The organism is Streptomyces sp. NPDC090045, from assembly GCF_044747975.1.
Classification (GTDB): domain Bacteria; phylum Actinomycetota; class Actinomycetes; order Streptomycetales; family Streptomycetaceae; genus Streptomyces.
Genome location: NZ_JBIVFA010000026.1, coordinates 1 through 19157, shown reverse-complemented (window position 1 = coordinate 19157; position 19157 = coordinate 1). Strand labels below are relative to the sequence as shown.

At 72.0% G+C, this 19157-nt stretch carries 18 protein-coding genes and 2 pseudogenes; 9 read left to right on the top strand and 11 right to left on the bottom strand.

Features of this window, described 5'->3' with window-relative positions; all coding sequences use genetic code 11:
- The first annotated feature begins 155 nt into the window (after positions 1-155).
- On the top strand, positions 156-602 hold the full coding sequence (locus ACIPYQ_RS39305) for a hypothetical protein (protein WP_401259275.1): 447 nt from the start codon (positions 156-158) through the stop codon (positions 600-602).
- A gap of 227 nt (positions 603-829) precedes the next feature.
- Positions 830-1555, top strand: a complete 726-nt coding sequence (locus ACIPYQ_RS39300) for an alpha/beta fold hydrolase (RefSeq protein ID WP_401259273.1) — start codon at positions 830-832, stop codon at positions 1553-1555.
- A 21-nt stretch (positions 1556-1576) separates the two neighbouring features.
- Here ACIPYQ_RS39300 and ACIPYQ_RS39295 read toward each other — a convergent pair whose 3' ends face one another.
- The 5 genes and pseudogenes from ACIPYQ_RS39295 to ACIPYQ_RS39275 all read right to left on the bottom strand — a co-directional run bounded on the left by ACIPYQ_RS39295 (position 1577) and on the right by ACIPYQ_RS39275 (position 6185).
- Positions 1577-2425, bottom strand: coding sequence for an alpha/beta hydrolase (locus ACIPYQ_RS39295; RefSeq protein WP_401259358.1), 849 nt, complete (start codon positions 2423-2425; stop codon positions 1577-1579).
- A gap of 26 nt (positions 2426-2451) precedes the next feature.
- Complete coding sequence (locus ACIPYQ_RS39290; RefSeq protein WP_401259356.1) at positions 2452-3198, bottom strand: SAM-dependent methyltransferase; 747 nt, start codon at positions 3196-3198, stop codon at positions 2452-2454.
- Between the two features lie 18 nt (positions 3199-3216).
- Positions 3217-4407: pseudogene (locus ACIPYQ_RS39285) on the bottom strand (glycosyltransferase); the annotation flags it as partial.
- A 26-nt stretch (positions 4408-4433) separates the two neighbouring features.
- Entirely contained in the window at positions 4434-5435 is a 1002-nt protein-coding gene (locus tag ACIPYQ_RS39280; RefSeq protein ID WP_401259271.1) for a GNAT family N-acetyltransferase, read from the bottom strand.
- 108 nt (positions 5436-5543) lie between these two features.
- On the bottom strand, positions 5544-6185 hold the full coding sequence (locus ACIPYQ_RS39275; RefSeq protein WP_401259269.1) for a hemerythrin domain-containing protein: 642 nt from the start codon (positions 6183-6185) through the stop codon (positions 5544-5546).
- A gap of 165 nt (positions 6186-6350) precedes the next feature.
- Between ACIPYQ_RS39275 and ACIPYQ_RS39270 the strand changes: the two genes are divergently transcribed.
- Positions 6351-7244, top strand: coding sequence for a LysR substrate-binding domain-containing protein (locus tag ACIPYQ_RS39270; RefSeq protein ID WP_401259267.1), 894 nt, complete (start codon positions 6351-6353; stop codon positions 7242-7244).
- 57 nt (positions 7245-7301) lie between these two features.
- On the opposite strand, the gene ACIPYQ_RS39265 is transcribed toward ACIPYQ_RS39270, so the two are convergent.
- Positions 7302-7919 (bottom strand): helix-turn-helix domain-containing protein, encoded by a 618-nt coding sequence (locus ACIPYQ_RS39265; RefSeq protein ID WP_361766738.1) that lies wholly within the window; start codon positions 7917-7919, stop codon positions 7302-7304.
- Positions 7920-8073: 154 nt separating this feature from the next.
- On the opposite strand from ACIPYQ_RS39265, the gene ACIPYQ_RS39260 reads away from it, so the two are divergent.
- The 3 genes from ACIPYQ_RS39260 (at position 8074) to tpg (ending at position 12307) form a co-directional block, all read left to right on the top strand.
- Positions 8074-9525, top strand: a complete 1452-nt coding sequence (locus ACIPYQ_RS39260; protein ID WP_401259266.1) for an amidase — start codon at positions 8074-8076, stop codon at positions 9523-9525.
- A 138-nt stretch (positions 9526-9663) separates the two neighbouring features.
- Positions 9664-11748 (top strand): telomere-associated protein Tap, encoded by a 2085-nt coding sequence (tap, locus tag ACIPYQ_RS39255; protein ID WP_401259264.1) that lies wholly within the window; start codon positions 9664-9666, stop codon positions 11746-11748.
- 4 nt (positions 11749-11752) lie between these two features.
- Positions 11753-12307, top strand: coding sequence for a telomere-protecting terminal protein Tpg (gene tpg / locus ACIPYQ_RS39250; RefSeq protein WP_401259263.1), 555 nt, complete (start codon positions 11753-11755; stop codon positions 12305-12307).
- Between the two features lie 129 nt (positions 12308-12436).
- Here the strand turns inward: tpg and ACIPYQ_RS39245 are convergent, their stop codons facing one another.
- Together ACIPYQ_RS39245 and ACIPYQ_RS39240 are read right to left on the bottom strand one after the other, a co-directional pair.
- Complete coding sequence (locus tag ACIPYQ_RS39245; protein ID WP_401259261.1) at positions 12437-13057, bottom strand: hypothetical protein; 621 nt, start codon at positions 13055-13057, stop codon at positions 12437-12439.
- A 254-nt stretch (positions 13058-13311) separates the two neighbouring features.
- The gene (locus tag ACIPYQ_RS39240) at positions 13312-13872 is read right to left on the bottom strand and encodes a TetR/AcrR family transcriptional regulator (RefSeq protein ID WP_401259259.1); all 561 of its coding nucleotides are present in this window, start codon (positions 13870-13872) and stop codon (positions 13312-13314) included.
- Between the two features lie 94 nt (positions 13873-13966).
- Between ACIPYQ_RS39240 and ACIPYQ_RS39235 the strand changes: the two genes are divergently transcribed.
- Positions 13967-14569 carry a DUF2867 domain-containing protein gene (locus ACIPYQ_RS39235; RefSeq protein ID WP_401259257.1) on the top strand — a complete coding sequence of 201 codons (603 nt, stop codon included), beginning with the start codon at positions 13967-13969 and terminating at the stop codon, positions 14567-14569.
- 30 nt (positions 14570-14599) lie between these two features.
- On the opposite strand, the gene ACIPYQ_RS39230 is transcribed toward ACIPYQ_RS39235, so the two are convergent.
- The gene (locus ACIPYQ_RS39230; protein WP_401259255.1) at positions 14600-14923 is read right to left on the bottom strand and encodes a hypothetical protein; all 324 of its coding nucleotides are present in this window, start codon (positions 14921-14923) and stop codon (positions 14600-14602) included.
- Positions 14924-15046: 123 nt separating this feature from the next.
- Entirely contained in the window at positions 15047-17395 is a 2349-nt protein-coding gene (locus ACIPYQ_RS39225) for an ADP-ribosyltransferase domain-containing protein (RefSeq protein ID WP_401259253.1), read from the bottom strand.
- Between the two features lie 445 nt (positions 17396-17840).
- Here ACIPYQ_RS39225 and ACIPYQ_RS39220 point away from each other — a divergent pair, with 445 nt between their 5' ends.
- Entirely contained in the window at positions 17841-18140 is a 300-nt protein-coding gene (locus tag ACIPYQ_RS39220; RefSeq protein ID WP_362240481.1) for a hypothetical protein, read from the top strand.
- A 41-nt stretch (positions 18141-18181) separates the two neighbouring features.
- Here the strand turns inward: ACIPYQ_RS39220 and ACIPYQ_RS39215 are convergent, their stop codons facing one another.
- A complete protein-coding gene (locus ACIPYQ_RS39215; RefSeq protein WP_401259252.1) occupies positions 18182-18805 on the bottom strand; it encodes an ABC transporter permease in 624 nt (207 codons plus the stop codon).
- 64 nt (positions 18806-18869) lie between these two features.
- Between ACIPYQ_RS39215 and ACIPYQ_RS39210 the strand changes: the two are divergent.
- Positions 18870-19157 (top strand): annotated as a pseudogene (locus tag ACIPYQ_RS39210) (glycerate kinase); the annotation flags it as partial.

Below are 19157 nucleotides of genomic sequence, written 5' to 3'. Positions count from 1 at the left end.
GGCGCCTGGTTCACGCGTGCGGGTAGCCGTGGCCCGGCGGCCGGGCGCAGCGTCTGCCTTGCGGTGGCTGCCGCTTTGACGATCTCGTCGCCGGCCGCTACCTTCCCTTCTTTTCGACTGTCGCCCCAAATGGGGTGAAGATACGGGGGAGTTCCATGCCCAAGGTCCTGAGAAGCCTTGTCGTCCTGATGTCCGCTCTGACGCTCGCCTTCGTTGCGGCGGGTCCTGCCTCGGCCGCGTCTTGGGGCAGCCCCAATCTCTCGGGCAGCCGGGCGTGCAGCGCGAAGCAGTCCCACCGTGGGACCTCTACGGTGGTGATGTACGCCTGCTACGTCCTGGTACCCAACTCAAAGACCCAGGTCGTGATGATCGTCGGCAACAGCGGAGGCCGAGCTGTCTCGATCGGCGGCGAGATCACCACCATGGACGGTTCGCACGACACCTGCCCCAACACCTCTCTCAGCGCGAGGAAGAGCACCGCGTGTTATGCCCGGACCACCGAACTCAACTGCAACTACCTGCAGGGCACGGTGACGCTGCGGGTCAACGGTGTTTCCCACACGATGCGCACCCCCAAGTTCAATGCCGGGGACGGTTGCTGACGGTCAGCGAAGCGGCCGGGCGGCTGCAAGCCCGGCTTGGAGCACAGCGGCTTACATCGCGGGCGCGGCCCTGACCATTTCACGACAGCGCGGGCCGCCAGCAGGTGCCGGCGGCTCGCGCTGGTGACGTCAGAGGCGGTGCCGCGTGCGGGGTGGTGCTGGGCGAGGTGGCGTGGGTTTCTATGATCGCGGGTGTGCGTCATTCCTTCCTTCGTCACGGCCGTCGTTTGTCCTACCTCGATTTCGGTGGGCCCGGCCGGCCCGTGATGGCTCTGCACGGGCACTACAACGAGGCCGCCGCGTTCGCCCCGTTGGCCGCCGCGCTCTCTCCGGAGTGGCGGGTGCTGGCGCTGGATCAGCGCGGGCACGGGGAGTCCGATCGCGCCGACTCCTACGGCCGGGAGGACTACGTCGAGGACGTGGCCGCCTTCCACGGCCACCTCGGGCTCGGCCCGCTGGCGGTGGTGGGGCACTCCCTCGGCGGGGTCAACGCCTACCAGTACGCCGCCCGCCACCCCGGGCACGTCGCCGCCCTGGTCGTCGAGGACATCGGCGCCGTCGTCGACGTCGACACCACGTTCACCCGCCGCCTGCCCGGACCACAGCCCACCCGTGAAGCCCTGGCCCAGGCACTGGGAACCGCCGCGCCCTACCTGGAGTGCTCCTTCCGCGAGAAGGACGACGGGTGGGGGTTCTCGTTCGGCATCGACGACACCATCGCCTCCCAACAGGCCCTCACCGGCGACCACTGGGCCGACTGGACCGCGGTGGCCTGTCCGACCCTCCTCGTCCACGGAACCCGCAGCGACGAGATCACCCCCGGCCACGCCCGCGAGATGCACGCCCGCCATCGGGGCCCCGTCCACCGTGTTGAACTCGCGGCCGGGCACGTCGTCCACCACGACGCACCCGAGGACTTCGCGAACGCCCTCCGCTCCTTCCTCACCCCCTGACGGCAGCGCACAGCACGACGGTCAGTCGATTGCGAGTTCGCTCAAGGTGCGGGCCGCCGGGGCCGGGTCGACCAGCCACTTCAGGTGGCTGCCCGCCAGCGTACGGACGTCGTACGGGTTGTCCGGGGTCAGCTCGTTGCCCTCGCGGATCAGCCGGTCCTGCAGGGCGAGGGGCAGGCTCGCGTCGTCGGCGAGGCGGATGTAGGTCTTCGGGATACGGCCCCAGGTGGCGGCCTGGGCCCGGTCGGCGGAGGTGCCGACGTCCAGGTTCTCGTCGGGCTGGAAGGTGTTCAGGAAGGTGAGGAACTGCTCGTCGGTGCCGTCGGCGAAGAACGCCGTCTTGAACGCCGTGAGCGAGTCCGGGTTCGCGGTGCGGAAGTTGACGCGGAGCAGGCCGAGGTCGGCGGGGTTCGCGGCCAGCGCCGAGGCGAAGGCTGCGGGGTCGACCCCGGCCATCTCCGGCTCGGCGTAGTAGTCGCCGACGTCGAGACGGACCGGGCACCAGGCCGAGACGTAGACGATGCGGTCGATCAGGTCCGGGCGTGCGTTGGCCGCGGCCGTGGCCGTGATGCCGCCGCGGCTGTGGGAGACGAGGACCACGGGGCCGTTGCGCTTGGCCCGTTCCAGGATCCCGATCAGGTGCGCGGCGTTGTCGGCGAGGGTGACGCCCTTGATCGAGCCTGGCGCGGTGGCGAGGCCTTCGGGGTCCTGCGGCGTCTGGTAGGCGCGGGTGAAGGTCGCCTGGAAGCCGTGGCCGGGCAGGTCGACGGCGACCGATCGGTGGCCGAGGAGGCCGAGTTCGGCTTGGAGGGGTGCGAAGGAGAAGGAGTTCGCGAAGGCTCCGTGCACCAGGACGAACGTCGGTTGCATCTGCTGCATCTGTTCCATCTGTGTACTCACTTTCCGGCCCGCTCTGTCCGGCGCAGGACCAGGCAGAGGAAGCCGAAGCTGTCCCGGTACCCGCGCAGCCACTCCGAACGCGCGGTGGTGGCCGTCTCCAGTGCCTGTGCGCCGGCCGGATCGTCTGGGTGGTCCAGTGCCCAGGAGGCCAGTGAGCCCCAGCAGGCCCACTCGTAGGCGTCCAGTTCACCGCGGGTGCTGACGTGGCCGTGGACCGGGGTCCATCCGTCGGCGACGACGTGGTCCACCGTGGTCGCCAGGTCGGCGAGGTCGCCGAACATCTCGACGGCCTCCGGTGAAGGGGTGCGGTCCCAGAAGGACTCGCCGATCAGTACGCGGCCACCGGGAGCCAGGTGCTTGCGGGCCGCCGCGAGGGTGGGGAGGAGACCGCCGAAGGCGTGCGTGGCGCCGATGCTGATGACCAGGTCGAACGGCTGGGCGGAGTCGAAGTCCGCGGCTTCCTGCCGGTGGAGGACCAGGCGGTCGCCGACTCCGCGTTCGCCCGCTGCCCGGCGGGCCTGCGTCAGGGCGGCTTCGGAGACGTCGACGCCCTCGGTGTGCAGGTGCGGGCGGGTCGCCAGGGCGCGCAGGAGCCATTCCGCCGTGCCGCATCCGAGGTCGAGCACGCGCTCGTCGCCGCGCGGGAGGCCGTGTTCGAGCAGCCGGCTGACCGAGTCGTCGTCGAGCGGAGACTTTATCGGGTGGCCGGCGTGGGCGATCATGGAGATCTGGTCGCGGCTCAACGGCGCGGCATTTCCCGTCTCGAGGAGCAGCCGGGCGGCCACCTCCGTGCCGTCGGTGCGGATCGTGGCGGCGACGGCCTTCGCCCGTGCTGCGGTCTCGGGGGTCAGGGCGGTCCTGAGTGCGGCCGACAGGGACTCGAGGGTGGGGGTCGGGCCGTCGTGTGCCGCGCCGATGCCCAGGTCGGCGACGCGGGCGGCCCAGTGCGGCTGGTCCACGAACTGGGGTACCACCACCTGGGGTGCGCCGGCCAGGGCGGCGGTGGTCGTGGTGCCGGCGCCGCCGTGGTGTACGACGGCGGCGACGCGGCGGAACAGGGCCTGGTGGTTGACGTCGCCGACGGCGAAGCAGTCGTCCGGGTCGTCGGCCAGGGCCAGGTCTGCCCAGCCGCGGGAGACGAGCACGCGGCGGCCCTGCGCGCGGGCGGCTTCGAGGGTCGTCCGGGCGATGTCGGTGGCCGTGTTCATGGGCATGCTGCCGAACCCGACGTAGACCGGTGGGGTGCCGGCGTTCAGGAACGCTTCCAGGTCGGCGGGCAGGGGGCGTTCGTCGGGGAGGATCCATGCGCCGGTCTGTACGGGGTCGAGGTCCGTCAGTTGCTGCCACGGGCCGAGGACCGGGTCCACTGCGAGCCAGGGCCGTTCGGTGAGGACGTGGTCGCGGACGTTGTCCACCGGTGCGAGGCCGATCGCCGCGCGGTGGGTGTTGAGGGGCTGGAGGTAGAGGGCGTTGACCTTCTGGGCGTCCAGGTCCCACAGGGCCTGGTGGTCGGTCGTTTCGGGGGGAGCCGGCGGGCCGGGCCGCGGGGAGGGCCGGTAGTGGGCGGAGGGCATCTCGAACGGGTGGAAGGCCGCGTACACGTAGCGGATGCCCAGCTTCTCGGCGACCGAGCGGGCTCCGGCCGGCATCAGTCCGCTGGCCACGAGCACGTCGCAGTCCTCGGCCGCCTTGCCGACCGTGTCGAAGTGGGCGGCGACCAGCTCGGCCGCGAACGCGGCCGCGTCCGAGGGGGGCGCGCCCGTCCGCAGGGCGCGTACGTCCCGGCCGAAGGGCACCAGTTCGGCGCCGACTCCGGCCAGCAGTTGCGCGAACTCCTCGTCCGGTGGTGCGCATACGCGTACCTCCGCGCCGAGTTTGCGCAACTGGGCGGCCAGTCCGGCCAGCGGCGCGATGTCACCGCGCGATCCGTACGCCATCAGCAGCACACGCATGTCGTTTCTCGTTTCCGTGGTTGGGGTCAGGTCGTGGGCAGGTCGAGCTGGAACTCGCGGGTGCGCCGGTAGGAGCGGAATCCCAGTTGGTGGTTGACGGCCAGCATGTGGACGTTGTCGTCGGCGTTGTCCGTTTCGATCTCGACGACGTCGGGGTGCCCGGTACGCAGGCGCCGCACCATGGCGGCCTTGATCCACAGGCCGAGGCCGTGGCCGCGGTGCGCGGGCACGACGGCCGTGTCGTACTGCTGGGCGCGCGGCCCGCGGCCCTGGGGAAGCAGGATCTCGGTGTAGCCGGCCATGGTGCCGTCGTCGTGGACTGCCGCGGTGGTGAGCAGGGTGTCGCCGCGGTCGGCGATCACCTTGGCCATGGCGCGGACGCGGTCGGCGTTCCAGGTGATGCTGCCGTAGTCGAGGTCGCCGACGGGCATGTCGTTCATCGCGTTCTTGGCCGAGGCGAAGGCGTCGGCGAGTGCGTCGGGAACGGTGCCGGTCCAGTGGGCCGGCCGGTAGCCGCTGGGCGCGGTGCCGGTGATCCGTGGCAGGTCGGGCCCGGATGGTTCGTCGAGGCGCAGGAGGAGGTGATCGAGGGTGAGTGCCGGTCGGAAGCCCCGCTGTTGGCTGAAGGCTTCGCCGGGGCTGCCGGGGGCGGCGGCTGCGATGAGGCTGCGCCGGTTCTCGGTGCGGCAGGCCGCCACGGCCGCGGACAGGAGGAGGGAGCCGGCTCCCAGGCGCCGGTGTGCGGGGTCGACGTGCAGTTCCAGTTCGGACAGGTGGTCCTGGCCCGGGGAGGTGAACAGCCGCAGGGCGGCGACGCCGAGGGGGACTCCGTCCGCTGTGGTGGCCAGCCAGGTCAGGCGGCGGCTGCCCAGAGGGGGCTGGGTGAGCTGGGCGTGGATCTGGGCGGGGTCGGGGGTGGGTACTGCGGGCAGGTCGTGGGCCATCGAGGCCGCGACGATCCGATGCCAGGCGGCGGCCTCGGCGGTCGAGACGCGCTGGAGCGCAGTGATGTCGACGGGTGTGGGCAAGGTGGTGGCTTTCGTGGTCGGGGCGGTCGTGTGCGGGGTGGTCGTGAGGGGTGCTCGCGTCGGTCGAGGGGGCGGCGGGCCGTCGGGGCGGAGGCTGGTGAGGGTACGTCAGGCCGGGGTGGCCGGGCTCCAGCGGTCGAGGGCGGCGTATGCCGGGATCCAGTGGGCGGTGCAGGCGGCGTAGGCGGGTGCGGGCAGCCGGGCGAGGAGCCTGTGCGCGGTCGGTTCGTCGGCGCCGTCCAGCAGCCAGGGCAGCAGCAGCGGTGCGTCCCGGTGGATGTACTGGTCCTGGATCCGGCTGAAGTGGTCCCACTGTTCGGCCGTCAGCGCCCGCCGGACGAGGGGGTGCGCCGCGTCCTCCTCGTGCTTGAGGTGGCCGGCCAGGCCGCGGGTGAGTGCGTCGGTGAGCTGGCCCAGCCGCAGCGAGCCGGGGTCGGGGTCGGTGAGCGCGGCGTCGATGGCCCGGATCACCGGGGTGATGGCGGCGTGTTCGACCTCCATGACCTCCAGCAGCGCCAGGTCCTTCGGGCGGCCGGCCAGGTTCTGACGCAGCGGCGGCCACAGTGCGTCGTCCTCGGCCGTGTGGTGGGCGTGGAGGGCCTTCTTGAACAGGGTCCAGCCGGCAGCGGTGGCCAGCACCTGCCGCGGGTCACGGTCCGCGGCGGTGGAGATCCGGTCCAGATGGGCCAGTTCGCGGCGCAGGGCGTCATGCATCGCGTACGTCACGGCCAGGTCGACGGCGTCGCTCATGGGCGGTTCGGAGACGTTCCGGGGTGCCCGGCGGCCGGCCGGGAGTGGGGGTTTCGTGCACGTGACTGCATGCCTTAAACGATCTTGTGGTTCGTGCGTAAGATCAAGGAACACTTGTGCGCGGTTCGATAACCGCTGGGTTATCGACGAAGGGCCGGGGGGCCGGTGGAGCTGCGGGACATCGAGATCTTCCTGGTGCTGGCCGAGGAGTTGCACTTCGGCCGGGCCGCACAGCGGCTGCACGTCTCCCAGGCGCGGGTCAGCCAGGCCATCAAGAAGCAGGAACGGCGCATCGGCGCCGAGCTGTTCACCCGCACCAGCCGTTCGGTGCGCCTGACGGAGGTCGGCCGCCAGTTCCGCGACGATCTGCAGCCGGTCTACGCGGGTCTGCACGAATCCCTGGAGCGGGCCCAGTTGGCGGCCCGCGGCATCACCGCGCAGCTGCGCGTCAGCCTGATGCCCTTCAACGTCGCCGATCTGCACCCTTATTGGAAGGCGTTCCGCGCACGGTACCCGCAGTGGGGGCTCCAGATCCGCCAGGCGACCTTCACCGATGTGTTCGGCCAACTCCGCAGCGGTGCCATGGACGTCATCGTCGCCTGGCTGCCGGTGGAGGAACCGGACTTCACCGTCGGGCCGGTCCTGTGCACCGACTCGCGGATCCTCGCCGTGGCCTCCGACCACCGGCTCGCGGAACGGGACTCGGTGCCACTGGAGCTGCTGGCCGACTTCCCGCACGGCACGGCCCACGGCCTGCCGGACTACTGGGAGGACAGCTACCTGCCCTTCCACACCCCGCGGGGCCGGCCGATCGAGCGCATCGCGTCGGCGGCAGCGGACAACGCCGATGAGCTGATCAGCCACGTCGGCATGGGCGAGATCATCCACGCTTTCCCCGGCCATGTCACCAGGTACTGGGGCATGTCGAACATCCGGTGGCTTCCCCTGCCCGACATGGCGACCATGCGCTTCGCTCTGGTCTGGCGGGCCGAAGCCGAGAACGACCTCGTCCGAGCGCTGGCCGACACGGTGCGGGACCTCGGCGTGTTCCGCTTCTGACCAGACCGCCACCGCCCCCGCCCCCGGGATCCCGCGTCTCCCCCGCGCCTGTGCGGCTTATCGCTCCCGGACCGCCGTCCCTCTGTCCAGGGTTGCCGAGACCGCGGCCACGAGCCTGTCTCCCGCGCGGTCGACGCTGCCGTTCTGCGCGCTGATCTGGGCGCCTTCCAGGAGGAAGGTGATCTCCGCGGAGACGTCATCGGGCACGTGCGCGCCGGCCCGCTCGCACATGGCCGTGAGGCGGCGCCGCTGATCGGCCTTGTGGTTCTCGATCAGGCGACGGGCCGGGTGGCCGGGGTCGGGCAGGCCGGCGATGGAGTTGACGAAGGGACAGCCCCTTCGGGCGATGTCCGGCAGCCCTTCGGCGATGAAGCGTGCCACACCGAGGACTTGGGCCCGGCCGTCGTGCGGATGCTCGGCTTCCACGTGGTCGAAGGCGGTCGCGTACCCCGCCGCGACGATCCTCAGCCACTCCTCGATCAGCGCGTCCTTGGTGGCGAAGTGGCGGTAGAGGGCCATCTTCGTGGTCTTCGCCTGCTCGGCGATGGCCTGGACTCCGACGGCCCTGACGCCCTCGCGGAGGAAGAGTTCCTCGGCCGCGTCGAGGATGCGCTCGCGCGGGGGGAGGCGGGCGACCCGCGAGTCCCGGCCCGGCCTCGGGGGGCTGCTCGTCATGGTGTGCCTCGCTTCGGTCGTGTGGGCCGCTGTCTCGCGTTGGCCGGGGTCTCGTGTTGGCCGGGGTCTTTCGGGCCATGTTACGTTACCGACCACCCCCAAACGATACCGCTCGGTATCACATGGGACCGATCGGAAACACAGGTGGAACGTCGTGGAGCTGCACGAATACACCCAGTACGACGCCGTGGGACTGGCCGGGCTCGTGGCGCGGGGCGAGGTGAGCGCGGCGGAGCTCGCCAGCGCGGCCCGGGCCGCGATGGCGGCCGTGAATCCGCGGATCAACGCCGTCGTGGAGAGCTGGCCCGCCGAGGACGACCCGGTCCCGGGCAGCACCCCGCTCGCGGGCGTGCCGTTCCTCATCAAGGACCTGGCCGTGTCCATGGCCGGCAAGCGCGTCGAGTGGGGCAGTCGCCTCGCCGCCGGCAACGTGGCAGCGCAGGACTCCTTCCTGATGCGGCGGCTGCGCCGGGCCGGTCTGGTGACGCTGGGCCGCACGGCCACGCCCGAATTCGCCTACAGCACCACCACGGAGCCGGTCCTGTACGGAGCCACCCGCAACCCCTGGGATCCCACCCGGACGGCGGGTGGCTCCAGCGGCGGGTCGGCCGCGGCCGTCGCCGCCGGCATCACCCCCCTCGCGCACGCCACCGATGCGGCCGGATCGATCCGGGTGCCGGCCGCGAGCACCGGGCTGTTCGGGCTCAAGCCCACCCGCGGCCGCATCTCCCTGGGGCCGGACGCCGACGAGGTCTTCAACGGCCTCGCGGTGCACGGCGGGCTCAGCCGGACCGTGCGGGACAGCGCCGCCCTTCTCGACCTGATCCAGGGCCCGGAGACCGGCGACCCCTACTTCGCCGAGCGCCCCCGCCGCCCGTACGGCGAAGAGATCACCAGGGAACCCGGCCGCCTGCGCATCGGCCTGCTCACCACCCCCTGGAGCGGGCGCGTGGTGGAACCGGCCGTGCGCGAGGCCACCCTGGCTGCCGGCCGGCTGCTGGAATCACTCGGCCACCGGGTCGACGTCACCGTCGTGGATCTCGGCGTGAGCTGGGAGGAGTTCGTCCTCGCCAACGCCCGCCTGTGGTCCGCGAACCTGGTGAGGTGGATCGACGGCCTCGCCGGGGCGTCCGGCCGCCCCGTGGACGAGTCCACCGTCGAGCCCGAGATGCTCGCGAGCTACGCGTGGGGGCTCAAGGTGAGCGGCGCGGAGTTCGTGCACGCCCTCGACGTACGCAACCGGGTCGCCCGCTCGATCGGCGCCCATTTCGAGGCCCAGGACCTGCTCCTGACGCCCACCCTGCCCGAGGTGCCGGTGCCCCTGGGCACCTACGGGCGGGGCGCGGAGCACGTGGACGGGCTGGGCTGGCTGGAGCACCTGTTCCACCGCTCGCCGTTCACCGCCGCCTTCAACGTGGCCGGCACGCCCGCGATGTCGGTGCCGCTCGCGTCCGACCCGGCCACCGGCCTGCCGATCGGTGTCCAGTTCGCCGCGGGCTACGGCCGCGAGGACGTGCTGTTCCGGCTCGCCGCGCAACTGGAGAAGGCCGCGCCCTGGGCGGAGCGCAGGCCTACCGTGTGGGCGGGCGCAGCCCGGCCCGCCTGATCCCCGCGGGCCGGCCTACGGGGTCACGCCGCGGCCCAGCGCCCCGCATCGCATCGCATCAGATTCATCCGTAGAGGTTAAATTCGGAGGCAAATTCAAGGCTAAATTCTGCTAGCGTCGGGGGGTGGAGGTGCAGTGATGCCGAGTCAGGAAGAGCTGTTCGAGGCGGTGGACGCGCTGCTGGAGGGCGAGCCGGCGTTGCCGGCGCCGGCGGAGCGGGCCCGGCTGCGGGAGGCCGCCGGCGTCTCACAGGCGAAGCTGGCCCAGGCGCTGAAGTCGACGCCTCAGACGGTGAAGAACTGGGAGAACGGCCGCTCCGAGCCGAGGCCGCCGCGCCTGCAGGCGTACCTGCGGCTGCTGGAGGGCTGGGCCGAGCGGTACCCGGCGACCGTGGCGGCGCCGGTACCGGCGCCGCAGACCTTCACCGGCACCACCCGGCCGGCCCCGGCCCGGGCCGTCGCGGCCACCGTCGCGGAGCCGGAGCCTGAGCCGGAGCCGACGCCCGCGGCCAGGCCCGCGGCGACGTCGCGCCGCCCGGTGCGGAAAGCCGCCCCGCAGGCGCCCGTCGACCCGAGGTTCCCGCACGGCCCGCTCGCGGTCCTGGACGGCGACGGCACCGCGTACGGCGTGGACGGCATCGTGCTGGACTGCCCGGCCACCACCGTTGCGCAGCTGGTGGAGTGGATGCTGAAGGAGTCCGGGCTCGGCGCCGCGCAGCTGAACCGCAACGGGAAGGACTCGGACCCGCTGGTCGTCCTGACCGAGGCGGCCGCCGTGAAGCTGGGACTGCCCGAGCGGCTGGAGGGGCCGGAGGCCCGCCGGAATCTGCGGCTGCCCGACGACCACCCCGTCGTCAGGCAGCTCGCGAAGGCGAAGTGGAAGTTGACGCAGCGCGGCTTCGGGCCGTGGCCGCGGATCTACCGGCCCGCCGCGGCCGGGCAGCGCCAGTGCGTGCAGCTCGCGGTCCTGTCCTGGGACGCCCTCGACGAGCGGTCCTGGCCCGGCGTCACCGCCATGGAGCCGGCCGGCATCGCCCGCGTCCTGGGTACGTACGCGGCCCGGGTGCTGACCCCGCGCGGCTCGACCGCCGTCTCCGGGCTGGAGCTGATGACCGCGCTGCGCCCGCCGACCCGCGCCGTCGAGAACGACCGGGGCGTATGGGAGTCCGGCTACAACCCGGGCAGTCTCGGCGCCGAGCCGATGGATCCGGCGCCGCCGGAGGCCACCGCCGAACACCCCGTCGCCCGCGGCTGGACCGGTGGCTTCCTCGACGAGGAGGCGTACCAGTGGGTGCGCGAGGTGGACCTGCTGTCGGATGAGGAGTGCCTGCTCCCGTACGCGGTCGGGCTGGACATCAACACCGCGTTCCTCGCCGCCTCCGCGCGCCTGGTCGTCGGCCTGTCCGGCCCCGACCACTTCCACGCGCCGAAGTTCAACAAGAAGATCCCCGGGTCCTGGCTGGTGGACCTGTCCGGGATCGAGCTGGACCCGCGGCTGCCTTCGCCGTTCACCCCGAGCGGGCGGCGACCGACCGGGCCGGCCTGGTACCAGACGCACACCCTCGCCTACGCCCAGGAACTCGGCTACGAGGTGCGGCCGGTGGAGGCGTACCTGCGCAGGGAGACCGGCGCCTACCTGGACCCGTGGCACGACCGCCTCAAGAGCGCCTACGTGGACACGCTCGCCGACCTGGGTGTGAGTGCCGAGCTGGACGACCGGCAGTTCCTCGCCGCGATGGAGCAGCACAAGCAGGCCGACCCTGGTCTGGCGGCCGTGCTCGCCGCGGTCAAGGCGACCGTCAAGGGCGGGGTCGGCAAGCTCCGCGAGCGCCCGCAGGGGCGGCACTACCGTGACGGCGAGCGGTGGCCGGCGCTGGACCGCCCGACCTGGCGCCCCGACATCCGGGCCGCGGTCATCTCCAAGGCGCGGGTCAACATGCACCGCAAGATGGCCAACGTCGCGAAGGCGACGGGCCGGTACCCGCTCGGCGTGCTCTCCGACTGCGTCGTCTACGCCAGCCCCGGGCCCTCCCCGCTCGACTTCCTGCCCTACACCACCTCCGGGAAGCCGCTGCCCGGCTCCTTCCGGCTCGGGCCCACCCCGGGCGCGGCCAAGGTGGAAGGCGTACAGGAGATGGCGTGGGCGGTGGACCTGATGGAGAAGGGCCTCAACCCGGCCCGTCACATCAAGGGTGGCGACGCCGTCCTGGACGAAGGGGAGTAGAACGGTGGGGGACATCGACGCCGCCCTGGAGCGCGCGGACCGGGAGGCGTTCACCCGCCAGCCGCCCAAGGGCCTGAAGGCCCGCATCAACTTCCTGATGGGCAGGCTGAAGACGACCAGGGCCGTCGCGGCCGAGCTCGGGGTCAGCCAGCGGTCGGTGGAGCGCTACCGCACGGGCGAACGCAAGAGCCCTCCGAAGGCGATCGCCGACCGGATCGACGCCGCGGTACGCGCCCGCTGGCAGCCCAGGGTCCGCGGACGCCGGCGCCGGCAGGCAGCCACCGCCACCGGGATCACGGTCGAGACCCGCGCCCGGTTCGGGTACACCGCACCCATCGGCACCACCGACGACGGCCGCATGCGCCGCCTCACCGTCCATCTCCCACCCGCCTACGCACAGCGCCTGTTCGACGCCCGGCAGCAGGGCGCCGCCGACCGGGAACTGCGCGCGATCGTCGCCGAAGGCCTCCAGGAGATCTACTTCAAGGACGGTGGCACGCGCGCCGACCAGCTCGAAGTCGAACTCACCGACATCGACTACATCGACGTCTCCTTCTGACGCACGGGCCGGCCCGACGGCATGCCGAAGCCCCTGGGACCGAAGGGTCCCAGGGGCTGATCGACTGCCTCACGGCTTCACCGTGTGAACCGGTACCGGTACGGGGGGCTACGTCGCGGGGTCCCCGCTTCAGCCGGCAGCGCCCGGGCCTGCTTCCGCAGGGGCCTCACCGGTCTCCATGGCCGGGGTCTCCGTCTCCTGAGCCGGGGTCTCCGTCTCCTGAGCCGGGGTTTCCGTCTCCGTGGTCGGAGTCTCCGTCTTGGGGGTTTCCGTCTCCGTGGTCGGAGTCTCCGTCTTGGGGGTTTCCGTCTCGGTGGTCGGGGTCTCCGTCTTGGGGGTTTCCGTCTCGGTGGTCGGGGTCTCCGTCTTGGGGGTTTCCGTGGTCGGGGTTTCTGTGGTCGGGGCGGGCTTTTCGGGCTTGTGCTCGCAGTACACGGTGCCCTGGTAGAACTTGCAGCCCGGCATGTTCTTGACGTCCTTGATCTTGCCGTGCTTCTTGCCCTTGCCCTGGTCCTTCTTGCCGTGCTTCTTGCCCTTGTGGCCCCGGCTGTCCTTCTTGCCCTTGCTCTCATGACCGCTCTTCGCATGGTCGACATGACCGGCGACCAGCGTGGCCGCCTCACCGACCTGCGGCGCGGCCGGCGCAGCGAAGGCACTGGTGGGCAGCAGCACGCCTCCCCCGACCATCACGGCCGAGACGGCCGAGACGGCGAACATCGAACAACGCTGCTTCCGAGAAGTGCGAGCCATGAGAATTACTCCAGTAAAGGGGGGTGGGGGGATTCGAAGAACAGTGCCGAAATGTCTGCTTTGTCCTTCTGCTAAAAGACTGACTCCCGGACTTCACGACACTGTCCGCCGACTGTCACAGGCGCGTGACAGGCCCCCCACACCGACGGCGCCACGCTTACGACCCGGCTGCCACACCCGCTCTGACCTGGTGCGATGCTCCGGTCGGGCACCCCACGCCCCCCTCCCGGCCCGCCGCCCCGGAGCCCGGCGCGCTACTCCAGCAGCCGCCGGCCGATCAGCTCCATCACTTCTGCGCGGCTGCGCCTGCCGTTGTCGGCGGCGTTGAAGTGGTTGCCGATGCGGACCGAGACGGCGAGCAGGCAGCGGACCTCGACCTCCTCCTCGTCGGGGCAGAAGGAGGAGAACAGGGAGCGCAGGTAGTCCATGCGGCGGTTGTCGACGCGGCGCAGGCGCTCGGCGACGGCCGTGTCGCGGCGGGCCCAGTCACGGATCGCGATGTCGGCGGTGACGCCCCGTACCGGCCCGTCGGTGCTGTCGTCGACGATGTCGAACAGCCGCTTCAGTCTGGCCCTGCCCTCTCCCCCGCCGCTCTCCACCTGTTCGATGACGCTTTCGGCGACCTCGTACTCCCAGGTGTCGAGCATCTCGGTGAGCAGTGCGTCCCGGTTGCGGAAGTAGCCGTAGAAGCCGCCCTTGCTGACGCCGAGCGCCTGGGCCAGCGCCTCGATCCGGACGGCTTCGGGGCCGCCGGCGACGAGTGCCCGCAGGCCTTCCTCGATCCACTTTTCGCGGGGTGTGCGGGTTACGCCCATCGTGTGTGCCTCCTCACGTCCTGCCGAGTATACGAGGGCGTATAGATGTGCCTACACTCGATCTATACGCCACCGTATAGACAGGGGTTCGACCATGCGACTTCCCCGAACCGACCACACCGACCGCCCGTGGCGGATCCACGAGATCGCCGGCGACTTCACGGTCGAGGACGTGTGGGCGCTGCCCACCCCCGGCGGCCCCGACGACCTCGCGCTGCTGGTGCGCCAGTTCGCCGAGAGCCTCGAGGAGGGGGTGGAGGGAGACGGTTTCGTCTCCCGGGTGCTCTTCGCCGTCCGCTGGAAGCTCGGAGCGCTGCTCGGCTGGGACAAGCCGGATTCCGGCACCGGTGGCCTGCGGCCCGGCCTGCTTGACCGGTTGCCGGCGGACCTTCGCGACGGTCCCCGGGGCCCCGACCTCGGCTCGTCCCCGTTCACCTCGCTCTACCAGCGGGAGGACGAGTGGGCCGCCGAGATGGCCAACAAGACCGTGCAGGCGGTGATGCACATCGGCTGGGTGCCGGACGGGACCGGCGGCTACCGCGGCCAGATGACCGTCCTGGTGAAGCCGAACGGACTGCTCGGCTCCCTCTACATGGCCGCCATCAAGCCCTTCCGGTACCTCGGGGTGTACCCGGCGCTGATCCGCTCCATCGGCCGCGAGTGGGAGGCGGGCGCCGCCCGGCGCGGCGCGAGGTGACCGGAGGTCCCGGGAGCGCACCCCGTTCGGTCAGTGGCTCACGGCCTGGTCCACCAGGTACCACAGGACCATCAGGGCCGCCCAGCCCAGGACTCCCAGCGAGCCCAGTGCGATCCCCGTGACGGAGGCGATCCGCCCGGACGGTGCGGCCGCGCCGCGGCGCAGCGCGCGGACGCCGCAGGCGACGGCGGCGATACCGAGGGGCAGGGCGAGAAGGACGAAGTACGGCAGGGCCGGCAGGGTGCCGAGCGCCAGGAAGGCGCCGGCACCCAGCGCGAGGGATGCGATGCCGGTCTCGTGTCCGCCTGGCGCATGGTCGAGCAGGTCGGTGAAGGCCGGCTGGTCGGTGTTCATGGCGCCCACGGTAGGCCCGGCGCCGTGACCGCGGCATGGGCGCAGGTACTCGCCTGTCCCTGAGTAGCCGGCCGGGTCGCGGCCGGCCACTGCGCCGGGTCGGTGAGCGCCCTGAGGTGGTGGTCAGGACACCACGGGGGCGGCGTCGACTTCGGTCAGCTTGACCGTGTACAGCCCGCTGCGCTCGCTCTTCACGTCGGTCACCTTGAGCTGCGTGCCGGGTGTGAGGATGTACTCCTCCTCGCCGGTGAAGGCGGAGAAGCTCCTGATCCCGACCGCCTGGGCGGGCGTCACCTCGAAGAGCGTCCGCTTGCCGCGGCTGCCCAGGAAGGAGCGGGCCACGTTCAGCTCGGAGGTGCACGAGGAGACGCCCCACCAGGTGACCGTCCGGCCCACCGGGTACTGCGCCCGCAGGTCCAGCGACACACCGCGCCACAGCGGCTTGGTGTGTGCGGGCAGTCCTGAGACCGCCGAGAACAGCAGCCGCAGGTACGGCAGGTAGGGGGTGACCCTGGTGCGGTCCGGGGAGCGCAGGACGGCGTTGATCTCGCGGTAGAAGGCGGACTCGCAGGTGTAGAGGTGGAGTGCGGAGATCTCGTCGGCGGACAGGCCGGTGGGCGTCTCGTCCGCCCGCCGCTTGCCGAAGTCGCGTGAGCGGTCGATGTGTCCGGCGAGCCCGGACAGCGTCGCGGCGACCGGTGCGACGGCGTCCTGGAAGTCCATCAGCGGGGTGGCGAAGACGCCGGTGATCGCGGGGAGGACCAGGCCCTCGTCCTTGACGCTGGTGAGGCGCTCCAGGTACAGCTGGTGCAGGTTCATGGTCGACTCGATGAAGGCGCCCATGCGTGCCGCGACAGCCCCGTCCGCGCCGGCCGCGGCCTCGTTCCACCCCTTGCTCGGCAGCCAGTCGATGGTGTCGGCGCCCAGTGACGCGAGAGCCTCGTTCACCAGGGCGAAGTGGTCGCCCTCGCAGAAGATGTCGCCCTGCGCCGCCGGGTTGGCGTGGTCGATGTGGCGGACCTCGACGTCCGGGTACTTCTCCTGGAGTCGCAGGACGATCCGCTTCAGGCTGCGGGCGTGCGCCCCCCACCAGGCGAACACGATCCCGCGGTCCTCCTCGGCGGCGTCCTGCTTGGCCTTGAGGATCTCCTCGACGATCCGTTCGGCGACGGGCCGCCAGAACGCCGTGTGCCGGTCGGCGCCCATCGCCGCGTCGCCGCTGGCGGTGAGTGAGGCGTTCAGCAGCAGCACGCCCTGGGTGAGCATCGCCTGGAACCATTCCGGCGGCTGGACGGTGTCCCGTTCCTTCAGCAGGGCGCGGACGTCGGCGATGGGTGTCTTCTTGGCGATGCCGTACTTCCACATGGCCGCCGCCTTGATGATGCAGCGGATGCTGACGACCCTGCCGAACTGGCTGTCCTTCCAGTCGCTGAAGGTGTTGTCGAACATGGCTATGCCGGTCGCGCTCTCCGGCCGCGGGTAGGGGTTCTGGCCGAAGGCGACGACCTTCCACTTGTGCGGCGGGTTGGGCTTGAGGGCCTGGAAGGTCAGTTCGCGGACCGGGACGACCTCGGGGCTGCGGCCCTTCCCGATGAAGTGGGCGGCGTCCGGCTGCGCCTCGATGACCGGCTTCAGGAGCGGAAGCCAGGGCTCGCCGCCGCCGTCGAAGAGTTCGGTCAGGGCCAGGGGGTCGTGCGCGTCGGGCTGGGCCGGCGCCGCGCCGTTGATCGCATCGGTCATGGGGGAAGGGCTCTCGGTCGTCGTGGCGGGATGGGCGTGGCCGGCCGGATGGCCGGCGGGGACGGGTTCGGCGGCCTTCGGCGGCACGATGCGTACGCGCTCCTCGGCGGGGGCGTTCTCGATGCCGTTCAGCTGCGTGATGATCGTGGTGCGCAGCTCGTCGTCGTCCTCGAACCAGTGGTCGTGGAAGAGCGTGTAGCCGGTCCACATGAGGTTGGCGCACACCCTGGCCGGGACCCGGCCGGTCTGCGCGCCCATCCCGACCAGCGCCACGGAGCGGATGCTGCCCGGTACCCGCCGGTTCTGGCGGTGAACGGCCTGGAAGGCGGCGGCGCAGGCCAGCGCCACGTTCAGCGTGGCACTCACGTTCTGCGAGGACTGCACCATGGTCGGCGTCGATATCAGGTACCGGGGGGTGGCGGCCCCCGAGGGGACGCAGACCGCGCTGCCCACCGGGAGGGCTCCGGCGAACCGGTCGCGGATCGCGCGCTGCACGCGCAGCTGGATGCCGGATCCGAGGTGGCGCTTGATGGCGGCGTCGACCCCGCCGTCCATCCGGCCCCGGGAGTTCGTCGGGGTGACCCAGGCGTCGACGTCCTCTTCGAGGATCGAGCCCCTGCGGATCTCGATGCCGGGGGTGTCCGCGAACGCCGCCCGCCACGCCTCCACCACGCGCTCGTTCACGTCCGTCAGCACCACCCTCAGCGTGGGCTGAACACTGCTCTCGGTCATCGTCCTCCTGTCGGGAAACGCCCTTGCAACACCTCGAACGTATCCGTCGGCACTGACAACGGCGCTCCGGTGAGCGGCTGATGACCAGCCGTCACAGGTGGTGTGGTCCGTGGGGCGCCGGCTCGGGCGGGAGGAGGGCGAACGCCTTCCCGGCGCCTCCCGGCGTCTTCTTCGCCGCCCTCGGCGCCGGGCCGGGGCCGGGGCCTGGCCGGGGCCGGCGGCATCGGCGGGCCGCTGGTCTTCGCCGGGCCGCAGGGCCTCCCGGGGGGCGGCTGTGGGCTTCATGGACGCCGGTCGGGATCGGGCAGGCATGCGGCACAGGCCGCGACCGGCCTCAGGTTTGGGCAGGTCAGAGGGGTGCGGCCGGACGGTCCTGCGGCCTGAGGGGCGCGGGAGGGCCGGCGCGTTCACACTGGCAGGGCGACGAGTACCGCAGGGAGGCCGGATGAGCTGGGCATCATGGACCACGCGCGGGGTCTTCGCCGGCCGGGACGGGGTGGAGACCGGCGAGAAGGGCCACGTCCTCACGGGTGAGCTCGACGTTCACACCACCTGGACCGAGGTCGACGGGATGGCGCACGTCACGGTGCAGTACAGCGGGGCGTCCGACTGGCTCCCCCTGGCCGGAAGCCCCGTCCCGTGCCCCAGCGAGGAGGCGAGCCGCGCCCTGCACGACGCGGTCATCCAATCCATCCGCACCGGAGCGGTCCTCCCCCTGAGCGCCGGACGTCCCTGGGCCGCATGAACCCCCGCCCCTGCTACGCGGTCTTGGGGCCGCAGGGGCCGTCAGTGCTGCGAGGGTCCTGCGAGGGAGCGCAGGCGGCGGTGTTCGAGCGCGGTGGCGAGGGTGTAGGCGCCGCCGCCTGCGACGGCGAGGACCCCGTACAGGCCGGGGGCGTCGAGCGAGAGCGCCGCGGCGGAGGTCAGGGCGAGCCAGACACCGAGGCCGTAGTGCAGCACGTTGCGGCGTACGGCTCCTTCGGCGAGGTAGAGCAGGCCGACGACGATGCCGGATCCGGCGGGCCACAGGACGGACTGGAGTTCCGGTGCGCCGAGGACGGATGTCAGGCCGGTGATGGCGAGGGCCAGGGCGGTGAAGGCCGCGATCCAGGCGGCGGCGAGCAGCCGGCCGGAGAGGAGCTCCGGCGCGGTGGCCCCGCGCTGGGCCCGCACCGCGGCCAGGGTGGCCAGGACGATGCCGGTCGTGAGCCCGGTCCCGAGGAGCGTCACGGGCAGCCAGCCGGGGAGGCCGAGCAGCGGGGTGTCACCGTGGGAGGCTGCGGCGGCGCCGTGGCCCAGGACGTAGGCGAGTGCGAAGCCGGCGTAGGCCGCACGGTTGTCGACCTCCCCCGGCCTACGGGTCGCAGGGGCGCCGGCGCCGGCCGGCGGGAGGGTGGCGGTACTGGTCACGGTGGACATCTCCGGGGTGAGGAGCGGATGTGCGTGCAGGCTCGGGACGGGCCGCGGGGGGGGCCCCCCCGCCGTGGCCCACCTCACCCCGCGGGGCGCGGGCGGCGCGGCCACCGCCGAGGCCCTGGCCGAGGCGGCGGGCGGCCGGCTCCTGCCGCGCACCGCCACCGGTCCTATGGGCACCCCGGTGCCGACCCACCTCGCCCTGCTCCCCGACTCCTCGGCGGTGGTGGAGATGGCCGCCGTCGCGGGCCTCGCCCTGGTTCCCCGCACCGCCCGCGACCCCGGCCGCACCACCACCCGCGGCGTCGGCGAACTGATCACCGCCGCCCTCGACGCGGGCGCCACCCGC